Raw genomic sequence first — 13,472 nt, 5'->3', positions numbered from 1 at the left:
GATGGAGCAGCTTATCTTAATCGGTAATCCGGATAACCGCCGCACGGTACGGCTTCAAGAAGCGAGGAAGCGTCTTGGCTTGCCGCCGGCCTACGTGCTTTCCTATCTTGAGCTGCTTCGCGGCGATCAAACTCTCGCCGGTGCCGCAGAACCATTCAAAGGGGCCGGCCGGCCCCTTTTGCTGAGGCTTGATGCGCCGGGAGAGCATTTTGAGGTGGAGCGCCTTCTTATCGCACTGGGCGCGCCGGATGCTCCCGAGGAGCAGCGGGATGACGGACTGCTCCCATTCGGGTATCGAAGTGACCCTCAGCCGATGTCGGTTCGTACAGCCTTAGCGCTTCAGGAGCAGCATGGCCGTCTCTACCATCCATCGCAGTGGTTCCGCGGCTACGGCCGGCTGCTGGCCCGTCTGGAGCGTGAAGCCGGTCAGCTGTGGCCGGCAGCGCGGTGGATGAACATGCCGTCGGATGTTATCGGCATGTTCGACAAACGGCACACGCACCGCGTGTTGTCTGGAGCGGGAGTGCCTGTTCCGCGGCTGCTGTCGTTCGCCGAAGCGATTCCGGATTATGAGGAGCTCCGGGAAACGATGCACCGTAAGCGGCTGTACCGCGTATTCGTGAAGCTGGCCTCAGGTTCCGGAGCATGCGGTGTCATCGCTTATCAAATCAACCCCGCCACGGATGCGGAGCTTGCAATTACGACCATCGGCTTCGAAAATTATGTGGCCCGGCCTCCGTTATATTACAATGCGATCAAGCCGCGCCGCTATACCGAGCGAAAAACGATTCGGCAGCTTATCAACTGGGTGCTCCAGCACGGAGCGCACGTCGAGCAATGGGTAGCGAAGGCATCCTATGGGGAACGCACCTTTGATATCCGGCAGCTTGTAGTGGGTGGTGAAGCCTGTCACAGCACAGCCCGGCTAAGCCGGACGCCGATTACAAACCTCCACTTGCGGAGCGAGCGAATGAGCCTCGATGACGTTGGCTTGTCCGCAGAAATTCAGGCAGCAGTCCGGACTTGCGCGGAGCGAGCAGTGTCCGCTTTTTCCCACTCCTCCGTGGCCGGTGTCGATGTTTTGCTCAGCAGCGGAACATACGCCCCCTGCGTGGTGGACGTGAATCCGTTTGGAGACCTGCTGTATCATGTTTCCTATGAAGGCGCCGATACGTATGAATGGGAAACCAGGCGCCTCGGGGGAATCCCTGTCCTTCAGGGCGATCTCAGTATGGATAGCGCTGCGCCGGACAGGAAGGAGCAGCTGCTGTGATAAATATGAATCAAATCGTGGGCAGTCATGACATCCTCATGATAACACTGGACACCCTGCGTTACGATGCCGCCGTGCTCGAACAGGATAACTGCCCGAATTTGTGCGGCAGCGGGCCATGGGAGAAGCGCCATACACCCGGCAGCTTCACTTATGCGGCGCACCACGCGTTTTTCGGCGGTTTTTTGCCGACGCCCGCCACAACGGACAAGTCCGGGCATGTGCGGCTGTTCCACTCCAAGCATACCGGCTTGAAGACGCATCCGAACACTTGGCTGTTCGACACGCCCGATATGGTGTCCGGGCTGGAGTCGGAAGGCTACCGGACCATCTGTATCGGAGGCGTTATCTTTTTCACCAAAAAGGTTCCGCTTGCCCGTGTACTGCCCGGATACTTTCAAAAAAGCTACTGGCGGATGACCTTCGGGGTAACTCATCCGCGGTCGACAGAGCATCAGGTTGATCACGCTCTGAAGCTGCTGAACGATATCAGCCAGGAGGAACGGCTGTTTTTGTTTCTGAATGTGTCGGCGATTCACGGCCCGAACCACTACTTCGTGCCCGGGGCGAAAAAGGATTCTGTTGAGACACAGCGGGCTGCGCTGCGTTATGTGGACGGACAGCTTGGCCGTCTGTTTGAAGCATTCAGAGCGCGCAAGCGGCCTGTATTTTGCATGGCGTTCTCCGATCACGGCACAGCCTATGGAGAGGACGGCTATGACGGACACCGCCTTGCGCATGAAGTGGTATGGAACGTGCCGTATCGCGAATTTATAGTCTAGATTTTACCGGAAAGGTTGTGTTTGCTGATGACGCATTCTCTTGGTTCTGCTATCACGGATGAGGCAGCCATCGGCAGCTGGAAGGAACAGCTGAAACTAGACCCGTACCGGTCGTATTTGTATTCGTACCCGCACAAAACGGCGTACCGGGAGCTGGACCCGGTACGGCCCTTGGCGGAGCTATGGCACGGGGAAGCGGCGGAAACCTTTTTCCTGTATATGCACATCCCGTTTTGCGGGGCCCGCTGCGGCTTCTGCAATTTGTTTACCCTGCCCGACAAGCGCTCGGACGTGCATAAGCAGTATGTCGATGCGCTAGAACGTCAGGCCGTACAATGGGCGCCCCACGTCGGACGTAAACCGTTCGCCCGCTTTGCGATAGGGGGAGGCACGCCGACATTGCTGGAGGCGCCGCTGCTGGACCGGCTGTTCCGAATCGCGGAGGACGTGATGGGGCTGGACCCGGCACAGGCATCCATTTCCGTGGAGGCTTCGCCGGAAACCGTAACCCCCGAACGGCTGTATATTCTTCAGAAGCGCCGGGTGGATCGGGTCAGCATGGGAATTCAAAGCTTTGTTGAAGCGGAGGCCTCTGCCATATACCGCCCGCAGAAGCCGCTGGAGGTCGAGCGGGCGCTCGATTTGCTTAAACAATACGATTTTCCTGTGCTGAATCTGGATCTGATTTACGGACTGCCCGGGCAATCGGTGGATTCTTGGCTGTATTCGCTCCAGTGCGCGCTTTCCTTTGAGCCGGAGGAAATATTCATTTATCCGTTGTATACCCGGGAGCATACGATCGTGAAGCCGGAGGAAGTGCGCAGTAGCGGCGAGGATACCCGCATGGCCTGTTATGCTGCCGCCCGTAATCATTTGCTGGCCAGAGGCTACAAGCAGTATTCCATGCGCAGGTTTGCCAGGGAGAATGCCGCTTCCGGCAAGAGCCTGCTGCCTTACGGCTGTCAGGAGGAAGGAATGGTCGGTCTCGGCTGCGGGGCCCGCTCGTATACGCGCAGTGTGCACTATGCGACCCGCTATGGTGTCAGCAGACAGGCGACAGAAAGCATTATTGCCGACTTCGTTGCCGCTGAGCGGCATGACCTTGCCGGGTATGGATTTGTTCTGAACGAAGAGGAGCAGAAGCGGCGGTTTATTTTGAAGGCGATATTGCACTGGGAGGGCTTAGAGCTCTCTGCGTATACAGACCGGTTCGGAAGCGGCGCCCTTGACGATTTCCCTGAGCTGAATTTACTGCTTGAGTCTGGTATGGCAGAACGTCCGCCCGGGGTGCTTCGGCTTACCGAGGAGGGTCTCGCATACTCCGATGCCATCGGGGACTGGTTCATTTCGGCGGAGGTGCGCAAGCGGATGGAAGGGTTCGTGCTCCGATGAAGGCAACGCTGTACTACCGCGGAAGCTTGTCTTCCTGTAATTATGATTGCCCGTACTGTCCGTTCAGCAAAAACAAAGACAGCGCGCAGACGCTGGCCAAGGATCGGGCGCAGGTGAATGCTTTTGTCGGCTGGGTGCGTGATCAGGCCGCTATCGGCCATCGGCTCTCCGTGTTTTTCAATCCGTACGGCGAGGGCTTGACGCACCGCTGGTACTGGCAGGCGATGACGGAGCTGTCACACATGGAGCACGTGGAAAAGGTTGTCATTCAAACGAATCTGTCCGCCCGGCTCGATTGGACCGAAGCGCTTAACCGGGAGAAGGCCGCCTTCTGGGCAACCTATCATCCGGGGCAAACGACGGAAGCGGCGTTCTTGGTCCAGTGTCTATCACTGCATCGCCGAAGCATACCATTCAGTGTAGGATCCGTCGGGGTAAAAGGGGCATTTGAAGCTATCGCCTCGCTGCGGGCTGCGCTGCCGAAGGATGTATATATGTGGGTGAATGCGTTCAAAGATAAAGCCGATTATTATTCGGATCGGGATCGCGCTTTTTTACAAGGCCTTGATCCGCACTTTGAACGCAATGTACACGATTACGAAAGCGCAGGCAGAAGCTGCCGTGCGGGAGAGCATGTTTTTTATGTGCAGGGTCCGGGTCTGGTTAAACGCTGCTATAAGGACCGCCAGGTTATCGGGCATTTGTACCGTGACGGGCTGGAGGCGCTTTCGAAGCCAAGGCCCTGCAGAATGACGTGCTGTGATTGCTATATTGGCTATATTCATATGCCGGAGCTGCAGCTGGCGCAGGTGTATGGGGACAGATTGCTGGAGCGGATCGCGTCTTCTCCCCAATAACATCAGGAATAAGCACCCTGTACGCTTGATTTTATCGCGTGTAGGTCGAACGGACTAAGAGTCCCGGAGTCCAAGAGACTAGGAATGAAGAGGTAATGTTTGACAAAGATGAGCTAAAACGACGTTCGGCTTGAAGCCGGGGGTCGTTTTATTGTATGCGGCTTACAATCCGCAATTCAGGTTCACCTGACCAATGTACTCCCGCTTTGTAAACCAGTCGGGGCCTCTCTTTGCGCAGGAAAATGAATGATAAGGATGTATAGAATTTGTATAGAAGAATTTGATATGCTAGAGGCTGGAAACGATACGACATCGTTCGACAAACATCAATTAATTAGCTAAAAAGTCCTAAAAATGACATGCGGGAGAGCGGCTGGGAGTAGGCGAGTGTCAACGAGTTTGATATAATGAAGCTGCAAGTATTCGAAAAAGATGTAGGAACTTGCAAATTTGACAAGAAATTGGAGAATGAACACCACATTGAGAAAATCGAGGAAATCGAGAATATCGCGGGAAACGACGATGCATAGGAGGGTGTCGGCCAACGAGGCGATGGCCCGATTGAGTCAGGTGATGAGCGTCAGGCAGCTGGTTATACTTGGTACGACGATTGCCGCCGCCGTCATCATCATCTCGATATTGTTCGTGCGACCGCTTATCGGCATGGCTGACAACGGTGATTTTTTCAGAGAGATTCATAATATGGGATTATACTATTTGACCGACAATTTCGATGACCGTCATTTTAGCTATTTTAATAAGGATTTCGGCATCAGGCAATATCCGTACGATCAGAATACGCTTTTTATTTCCTCTCTGTCTTTGTTGATTCGGATGGGGTTGACACTGGATTTGTGGTTCACCCCTGATAACTTGTTTGATATCCGGATGCTCGCTGTCATCTACGTCATTGTATTTCTCGCCGCCTTCTATATGCTGTTAAAGCAGGCTTCCGAGTATTTGAAGCTGCCGATTCTTATTCTGGCCTGCATGGCCGGGATCTCTGTTTTCGGTGATGTCGGCTACGTTGCTTACTTTAACTCCTTTTACGGGGAGCCTGCATCCTACGTATTTTTGCTGCTGATGCTGGCGCTCGTGTTCCGAATGCTGCAGAAACAAACCCCATCGATTCCTGATTTTATCCTTTTTATGGTATCTGCGACACTGTTTATCAGCGCCAAGCAGCAGAACGCCCCGATGGGTGTGTTTCTTGTTTTTCTGTGTGTCCGGTTCATGTTTCTCCGTCAGGATAAGCGGTGGAAGATTGCTGTGATTACTTTAACGGCTTGTCTTGTTGCGTCGGCCGCCCTTATTTACGGGTCCATGACGGACGATATTAAGCATATCAACCAGTATCATGCGGTTACGAGGGGGATTCTGGAAAACTCGACAAACCCGGAGCGGGATTTGGAGGAGCTTGGTCTTGACCCGAAATTCTCGATCCTGGCCGGAACGACCTATTACGATCAATATGTGATGGAGCATACGGAATCGAAGCTGCTGAACGAGGAGTTTTATAGCAAATACGGCTATGGCACAATCATCAAGTATTATGTGCTTCATCCTGACCGGGCCTTTGAGAAGCTGGATTTGGCCGCAAAGCATGCGTATGCGATCCGCCCGGAGGTCATTGGCAACTATGAGAAGTCGGCAGGGCTCTCCCCTGGTCAGAAGACGACTATCTTCTCCCTCTGGAGCAGCGTGAAGCTCTTCATATTCCCTGAGAACTTCCGGTTTATTCTGCTGTTTTATGCAGTCTATTACGGCGGGCTGACCAAGCTTTATATCACCCGTTTCAGAAAAGGAGAGGCAAGGGGGATGATGGGGCTGGAGGTTCTCGCCTCTATCGGGCTTATCGGGCTTTCCCAGCTGGCGGTTTCATTCCTTGGCGCGGGGGATGCCGATCTGGCCAAGCATTTGTTTTTATTTAATGTCAGCTTTGATCTGATGTTTGTGGCCATGCTGGTTTACGGGTTGAATCAACTGTATGTCAAACTGGATATCGCACAAAAGGTAGGTGTATTTCGTTGGAAGCAAAAAAGATCGATATCTGGGTAATCGCACTAACCGTCTTATTGTACGGAGTCGTGAATTTGTTTATTTTGCTGCCGAAGGATTACTTTTTTGAAAATATGATTATGCTGAGCATGCTGTTTGCCATCGGCGTGTTATCGTATTTTTCCGGCATTGTTATTGCCCTGGGCATGGCGGCCGTCGCGATCTTCTTCTACGGCAGTTACGTCATGTACGGCAATGTGGTGCTTGGAAACGGTGTAGAATCCCATGTGTACTACTGGATGGTGCTGCTTCCAGCCATTGCTGTTATTGCTGCGACGATCGGCGGTAAGATCCGGGTCATGCAGGATGAGAACATGAAGATGAAGCAGGAATACTCCGATTACGTCACGGTGGATCAAAATACCGGACTGGATAATGTGAAGGTGTTCTACGGTGTGCTGAACCAGTACATGGGCTTATCCCGTCGTTACAAGCTGCCGCTTAGCCTGATGATGGTCAACGTGATGTATTTCGACGACATCCGCGGTATTGTCGGACAGGAACGGATGAGAGATCTGCTGAAATCAATCGGCAAGCAGATTGTCAACTGCACCCGGACTGAGGATTGCAGTTATATGCTGGAGGACGGACGTACCTTTGCCGTCGTGCTGGTTGGCGATGTTGAGGGGGCCCAGGTCGTCAAAAAACGCTTGAAAGAAAGCATCCGGCAGATGAATCTGGACAATGCCGTGAAATCGGTGGCCATTAAGCTGGAGCTTAGAATCGGGATCGCTCAATACACCGAAGAAATTCAAGATGTAATTGGAATGCGCAAAGCGGCGGAGAAGGACATGGAATATGACGTTTAGCCCGTTCCAGGCCAAAATCATTTCGATCCTTCTTGTTTTGGCTGTGCTGCTTCCATCAACCGGCAGCGCATTTTATGTTGTGCCTGATTCGCCGGTCAGCCCCGCAGCAGTCCCGCAGACGGAACGCTCCGCTGTTCTGCTGTACGGCAGCTTTGATCGTCCCAAGGAAAGCCGAACCGAACTGATGGCGCTTTACAGCCTGCTTCGCTCCTATTGCAATAAAGTGAGCTTTGTCCAAATCGATCATTACAAGAACGGGCTGCTGAATGACGCACAGGTCGTGGTTATAGCAGGGGCCGGCCAGTCACAGGTTCAGGCATCGCTCGGACAGGACCTCCAGAGCTTTGCGGGCACGCTGATTTGGATCGGCGGAGGTATTGAGCGCTATGCTGCCTATGGTCTGACCGGCGGCTTTCAGGTAAACGGCTATACAGATGCAATAGCCAAAATGGTATATCCGCTGCAAGCCGCCGCTGATGAAGTATCCGTTCTGACCGGATCGACCGGGCAGCTGCCGAAGCTGGCGGTTACAAATGAGCAGTCTGCCCGGGCATGGGGAAGCATGACCGACGGCATCGATCGCTTTGCGTATGCTGTACAGAGCGGAAACCGCTGGGTAGTCGCCAAGCTGGGCAGCACAGGCCCGGACAATCCTATATTCCGCGATTTGCTTGGCCGCATATTCGGTCATGTCCCGGAACGGCTGCCTCAAGCATATGTCAAGCTTAATGAGGTCAGCCCGCTGATGGATTTGGACAAGCTGGAGGAGCTGGCCGGATGGCTGAATGAGCAGGGAGTGCCGTTCATTGTGGAGCTCCGTCCGGTGTTTTTCAATACCGAATACAAGGCCATGCTGCGTTACTTCAAGACGGTCCGGCAGCTTCAGAAGCTCGGCGGCACGCCGGTGCTCGGCAATCTGGAGGGCTGGAATCCGCCGGACGAGTGGAGCTCCTACGTGGAGGGCTACAAGCCCGCAGGGGAGGAAGGGTTGATGAATCCCGCGAAGCTGATGGATGCTTCGATGCGGGCGTACCTCCAAAATAATATATACCCGCTCGGATTTTCCGGGCTTCCGGATGCATTATTCGACCCCGCCTTGTCCCGGGCGACCGCTTATTTCTCTACTTTTGTGCAGAATGGCGCTTGGCAAAGCTACTCCCGCGATGTGGGGCCGGATAAGGCCTGGACAGGGACCTATATTCCCGAATTGCTTCCGGTTACCGCCGGTACAGGCACGGAACAGCCAGAGACGTCATTTCCGGCTCTGGACCGGGCGGAAAGCACACCGGTATTAAGCTTCGACAGCACGAAGGATCAGAGGCTGCTTCAAGAAACCGTGCTGCGTCTGAAGCAGACCGGGGTTACCTTTAAAGATTTGCGCACGCTGGACAGCCATGTGTCATTCGGAGATATTGAGGTGGCTGCCCGGAACGGAATCGTTACCGTCAATGGCAAAAGGCTGAGCTGGCTGGACGGCACAGTAAGCCGGGACACTGAAGCTGAGGATGACAGCAGCACCGAAGCCGAAGCCGAGCTGACCGGTGTGAACAAACGGATTAAACAGACGATGGTGTTTGTCCTGGTGCTGGCAGGGGGCTTCGTCGGCCTGTTCCTCGTGGCATTCATTGCAGGCAAGAGAATCGACAGAAAGAAGCATTTGAGGTGAGCGGAATGGCTGAACAGCTTGGAATTGTGGATTACTTGTTCCTTTACTGCATGATTTGTATCTGGGTGATGCTGTTTGTAAACATTGTGCTGACGGTTGGCGGGTATGTGTATTATCTCAAGACGCTGAAAATGAATCTGGACGACCCAATCGAGCACTATCCTTCTGTTTCCATTCTCATTCCCGCCCATAATGAAGAGAAGGTCATTGAGCAGACCGTAACGGCGCTTATTGCGCTTGATTATCCGCAGGACAAGCTGGAGATTATCGTCATTAACGATAATTCCTCCGACAAGACGGGAGAAATTTTGGCCAAGGTGCAAAGGAAGCATCCAGGCTTTAACCTTACGGTGATTACAACAGATAAGGTTACGGGCGGAAAGGGCAAATCCAATGCACTCAACATCGGCATCCAGTCCAGCAAAGGAGAGCTGATCGCTGTTTATGACGCGGATAACACGCCTGAGCGGACGGCCCTGAAATACTTGGTGCACACGCTGGCCCGGGATGCTTCGCTTGGCGCGGTCATCGGCAAGTTCCGGACCCGGAACAAGAACAAAAATCTGTTGACCAAGTTTATTAATATCGAGACGTTAGGCTTTCAGTGGATGGTACAAGCCGGGCGCTGGCAAATGTTTAATCTGTGCACTATTCCCGGCACCAACTTTATCGTGAGAAGAAGCATCATCGACGAAATGGGCGGCTGGGATACCAAGGCCATTGCCGAGGATACGGAAATCAGCTTCCGAATCTATCGGCTCGGGTACAGAATCAGATACATGCCGCTATCGGTTACGTGGGAGCAGGAGCCGGAGTCTATCCCGGTCTGGATTCGGCAGCGCAGCAGATGGGTGAAGGGCAACGTCTACGTGCTCGTCAAAAATTTCAAGCTGCTGTTTTCCCGGGATTCGAAGCACATCCGCTTTGATTTGCTGTATTTCTCATCGGTGTACTTTTTGTTCTTAAGCTCCGCTATTTTGTCCGATGCGATTTTCATTTTGGGAATTTGCAACCTGATTGAATATAAAGTGGCCGGCAACACGGCGCTGCTGTGGGTGATGGCGTATCTGGTATTCGTTCTGGAGATGGCAATCGCCCTAAGCATGGAAAAAGGGGAAAGCAACCCGAGAAATATACTGCTGGTCGGTCTGATGTATTTTACCTACTGCCAGCTTTGGCTCCTGGTTGCCTTGAAGGGCGTATGGCAATACGCCAGAGACAGTATTTTGGGCCTGGAAGTGAAATGGTACAAGACGGAGAGGTTTTAGGAGGATAACCATGAAGGTAATGAAGCACGTGATATGCATAGCTGCGGTTGCAGCGGTGGTCCTGTCCTCTTCCTTCACAGTCCGCGCCGCCCAAGAGGAGACTTCAGTGCGGACAGAAACGGCTGCTGCAGGACAAGCCCTATCCAAAAATATTTTCTTGAACCGGGATATTGAATTTCGCGGGGGATACGGATCGGACCGGACCTACATAACGGTTGATGATCACTGGAGGGTGAACGGCGCCACGCTGCATCTGTCGTTATCGATTAGCCAGCTTACCAAGTCCTCTGTGCTTACGGTGCTTGTCAATGACAAGCCGGTGCATTCGGAAATGCTGCGAGGTGATGTTGAGCGCAAGCGTGTGCTCGATTTGAATTTGCCGCTGGATGCTTTGAAGAAGGGCAGTAATGAAATCCGCATGGAAGTAAGCCAGGCGGAGGGGATTCCGGTATGTGTCCGCGACCGGAATGACGGGAGCTGGGTGCTGATTGACAAAACCTCTTATATCCACCTGGCTGTGGAGGAAATGGCTGCAACGGAATTAATCAATGAATTTCCATATCCGTTCCTGAAAGCAAGCGCGTCCTCCGGCAAGCAGGCCAGCTCGATAGTCATCCCGGATCAGGCGGAGGAGGAGGAAATGGCGGCGGCGCTTCAGACTGCGGCGAGTCTGGGTGCCCTGTCCAAGGGTGAGGAAATGGATTTGAGCACCATGACCTATTCCCAGCTGATGGCAAGCGACCGGAAAACCGGCGATCTCATTTTTGTCGGCAAATGGAAGCACTTGCCCGAGGAGATTCGCGCGAAAACGCCTCAGGAGGTTACTAACCGAGTCGGGGAGGGGGCGTTCCTGTACCGGATTCAATCGCCCTACAGCGCAGGCAAGCTGGTGATGGGCATCGTAACGGACCGGGAGGACGGGATGCTGGATACTGCAGCGAAGCTGCTGCTGAATCAGGATATGGTTTCCCAGATAGATTCGAATGTGGCCTTCATCCGGCCTGGCACCAATGTCAGCCTGACACAGAAGCCGGCATCCGAGCAGGTCACGCTGAAGGAGCTTGGCTACCAGGGCGGAATACATTTCAAGGGTCCCGGGCGTCAGCAATCCTCCATCGGGATAAACCTGCCGTCCAATCGTTTGGTGCTTCCGGGGGCCAAAGCCGCACTGCAAATCCGCTACGGTAAAAATATCGATTATAATAAATCTCTGGTTACGGTTTATGTCAACGGGACTCCTGTCGGGAGCAAAAAGCTGGAGCCGGATAAAGCCGACGGGGATACGATCGAGGTCAGCATTCCGAGCAGTACCGTGACGTCGCATTATGTGGAGCTGAGCGTCGCTTTCGATCTGCAGCTTACGGACTATAACTGCACCGGTCTGGAGCTCGAAACGCCGTGGGGCTTCGTGGGCGGCGAATCCACGATATACTTGCCGACGCAAGGGGAGCGGGCGTTGCTGCTGGAGAACTACCCGTGGCCGTTCATGAAGGACGGCAGATGGAACGATACCGCTGTTGTACTGCCGAAATCAGGCGCATTGGAGGAGCTTGATTACGTTGCCGATTTAATCGCCTATATGGGCCAAAGCCTGCAGGATAACACAGGCACGCTTCGCGTGATCAAAGAGGACGGCTTCAACGAACAGAATAAGGACAGCAACATGATTATGCTGGGCACACCGGAGAAGCTAGGGGTCATCAAGACGGTGAATGACAGCTTATGGTTTAAGTACGACAGCGGCTTCGGATATTTCTTGTCCAATGAAAAGAGAAGGCTGATGGAGGATTTCTCCGGCAATCTGGCTTCGATTCAGCTATTGCCTTCACCGCTGAACAGCGAGCGGGGATTGCTGGTGATCACTGCGCCGAAGGCGGATCATTTGGCGCGGGCCGAGAAATTTCTCACGGAATCCAAATTTATTTCCACGCTCGTGGGCAATGCATTGCTGATTGACCGCTGGGATAACGCGTTAAACCATTATTTTGTGCAGGGAGATAACCTGGCCTTGACGGAGAAAGTCAGTATGAGCAGTCCGCAATTGAAAATATTCGCAATTTTATTCGGCACGGTCCTGCTGATCCTTATTGTCGGTATGGTTTTCTATTTCAGGAAATATAGAAGGGGGTAGCTGCCGTGCCGTCTGGCAAGGCCCGGATATGGGCATGGGCTGCGGCAGCCGCCGCGGCAGCGCTTCTTATGGCGATTTGGCTGGGATTGAATACGGGCGGGAGCACGGAGATGCTGCAGCAAAAGGTGAAGTCCGGCAATTTGTCCGTAGATTATTCGGTTCAGCAAGCGCTCTCCGATGCGGAGCAGCTGTCCTTGAATACGGTGAATGTGCCGGTCATGGTTCTTGTCGATTCGCTCCGTTCCAGCACCATGAAGCTGGATCAGGCTAGTCTGGACAAGGCGCGCACGATGATACGGGAGTTAAAGAAACGAAACATCCGCATTATTTTGGAGCCGTATCCGTGGATCGCCTCCGGGGAGCTTTACGAAACCGAGTGGAATCCCGACGATATTCCCGCCTTTTTCACCCACTGGAAAACAGCCGTTTTGAACGAATTGATTCGTCAAGTGGCGGTGCCCGAGCAGGTGGATGTTTTGTGCATCGCCTCCAATTTGAGCTATTTGGAGGCCTATGATGACCAATGGCTGTCTGTAGCGGAACAGGCTAGAGCGCAGTTTGACGGGCTGATCACGTACAAAACGAATTGGTGGTATACCGCCGTGTGGGATGAATCCAGCAAGCAGGCGTTTCAAGCGAAGCTGGAGCGTCCGATTTTCGGCAAGGTGGATTTTATCTCGGTGGGGGCCTATTTTGAACTGTCCGATCAGCCGGAAAATACGGTGGATCAACTGGTCGAGGCGTTATACGGGACAACCGTTTTCGACCGGGAACAAAATGTGGCGGGCGAGCTGGAGCAGCTGCACAACCGCTGGAATAAACCGATTTTTATGGGGGAGCTCGGATTTCCGAAACGGAACTATGCTGCGATGTATCCCTGGAATCCTTCGCCCTCCGATGTGGACAACGGGAAAGAGCAGGCCAGAGGATTTGAAGCCTACCGGCGCGTATTTACGCAGGATTGGTTCCTCGGGTTCTCCGTGTTCGCCATCGGCGAGAATGGAGAGGACAAGCACTACTATCCTTCCCGGGAAAGTGTGCATGTCATTAAAGAATGGTTTAAATGAGCATGATGATGCCCGATGCTTGGCGGGGGTGATCATGCTTTTTGCGTCGGCCCATGGACCGGAAACGGCTCGGCATGTGCACATGCGGATCAGGATGGAAGATTATTTTTCAAGCGATGATCCCGTATGGATTAGGCCCTCAACTGCTGGCGCATATAGTCCTTCGGTG

At 53.4% G+C, this 13,472-nt stretch carries 10 protein-coding genes; all 10 read left to right on the top strand.

The genetic code is table 11. The features are described 5' to 3' along the window. Window position 1 precedes the first annotated feature (1 nt). The 10 genes from WBG83_RS01760 to WBG83_RS01715 all read left to right on the top strand — a co-directional run bounded on the left by WBG83_RS01760 (window position 2) and on the right by WBG83_RS01715 (window position 13,303). Window positions 2-1,273, top strand: a complete 1,272-nt coding sequence (locus WBG83_RS01760) for an STM4014 family protein (RefSeq protein WP_336742128.1) — start codon at window positions 2-4, stop codon at window positions 1,271-1,273. Continuing rightward, the gene (locus WBG83_RS01755; protein ID WP_336742126.1) at window positions 1,270-2,055 is read left to right on the top strand and encodes an STM4013/SEN3800 family hydrolase; all 786 of its coding nucleotides are present in this window, start codon (window positions 1,270-1,272) and stop codon (window positions 2,053-2,055) included. Before WBG83_RS01760 ends, WBG83_RS01755 begins: the two co-directional genes overlap by 4 nt. Before the next feature lie 27 nt (window positions 2,056-2,082). Continuing rightward, window positions 2,083-3,447, top strand: coding sequence for an STM4012 family radical SAM protein (locus WBG83_RS01750; protein WP_336742124.1), 1,365 nt, complete (start codon window positions 2,083-2,085; stop codon window positions 3,445-3,447). Further along, window positions 3,444-4,304 carry an STM4011 family radical SAM protein gene (locus WBG83_RS01745; protein WP_336742122.1) on the top strand — a complete coding sequence of 287 codons (861 nt, stop codon included), beginning with the start codon at window positions 3,444-3,446 and terminating at the stop codon, window positions 4,302-4,304. The genes WBG83_RS01750 and WBG83_RS01745 overlap by 4 nt, the downstream gene beginning before the upstream one ends. Before the next feature lie 534 nt (window positions 4,305-4,838). Beyond that, complete coding sequence (gene wsfD / locus WBG83_RS01740; protein ID WP_336742120.1) at window positions 4,839-6,362, top strand: glycan biosynthesis hexose transferase WsfD; 1,524 nt, start codon at window positions 4,839-4,841, stop codon at window positions 6,360-6,362. Beyond that, window positions 6,332-7,171, top strand: coding sequence for a GGDEF domain-containing protein (locus tag WBG83_RS01735; protein ID WP_336742118.1), 840 nt, complete (start codon window positions 6,332-6,334; stop codon window positions 7,169-7,171). The genes wsfD and WBG83_RS01735 overlap by 31 nt, the downstream gene beginning before the upstream one ends. Beyond that, window positions 7,161-8,837: a hypothetical protein gene (locus WBG83_RS01730; RefSeq protein ID WP_336742116.1), complete on the top strand. Its 1,677-nt coding sequence runs from the start codon at window positions 7,161-7,163 to the stop codon at window positions 8,835-8,837. Before WBG83_RS01735 ends, WBG83_RS01730 begins: the two co-directional genes overlap by 11 nt. Window positions 8,838-8,842: 5 nt before the next feature. Beyond that, entirely contained in the window at window positions 8,843-10,105 is a 1,263-nt protein-coding gene (locus WBG83_RS01725) for a glycosyltransferase (RefSeq protein WP_336742114.1), read from the top strand. A 10-nt stretch (window positions 10,106-10,115) separates the two neighbouring features. Then, window positions 10,116-12,236: a cellulose biosynthesis cyclic di-GMP-binding regulatory protein BcsB gene (locus WBG83_RS01720; protein ID WP_336742112.1), complete on the top strand. Its 2,121-nt coding sequence runs from the start codon at window positions 10,116-10,118 to the stop codon at window positions 12,234-12,236. Window positions 12,237-12,241: 5 nt separating this feature from the next. Next, window positions 12,242-13,303: a glycoside hydrolase family 113 gene (locus tag WBG83_RS01715; protein ID WP_336742110.1), complete on the top strand. Its 1,062-nt coding sequence runs from the start codon at window positions 12,242-12,244 to the stop codon at window positions 13,301-13,303. Window positions 13,304-13,472: the final 169 nt, after the last annotated feature.

This window comes from Paenibacillus sp. y28 (assembly GCF_037137075.1).
GTDB lineage: Bacteria > Bacillota > Bacilli > Paenibacillales > NBRC-103111 > JBBBNV01.
This window is presented reverse-complemented; position numbering and strand designations above follow the sequence as displayed.

What these genes read in the sequence shown, in the direction of transcription:
- WBG83_RS01760 (WP_336742128.1), top strand. Translation starts at nt 2, where the DNA reads ATGGAGCAGCTTATCTTAATCGGTAATCCGGATAACCGCCGCACGGTA.
- WBG83_RS01750 (WP_336742124.1), top strand. Translation starts at nt 2,083, where the DNA reads ATGACGCATTCTCTTGGTTCTGCTATCACGGATGAGGCAGCCATCGGC.
- WBG83_RS01745 (WP_336742122.1), top strand. Translation starts at nt 3,444, where the DNA reads ATGAAGGCAACGCTGTACTACCGCGGAAGCTTGTCTTCCTGTAATTAT.
- WBG83_RS01730 (WP_336742116.1), top strand. Translation starts at nt 7,161, where the DNA reads ATGACGTTTAGCCCGTTCCAGGCCAAAATCATTTCGATCCTTCTTGTT.
- WBG83_RS01725 (WP_336742114.1), top strand. Translation starts at nt 8,843, where the DNA reads ATGGCTGAACAGCTTGGAATTGTGGATTACTTGTTCCTTTACTGCATG.
- WBG83_RS01720 (WP_336742112.1), top strand. Translation starts at nt 10,116, where the DNA reads ATGAAGGTAATGAAGCACGTGATATGCATAGCTGCGGTTGCAGCGGTG.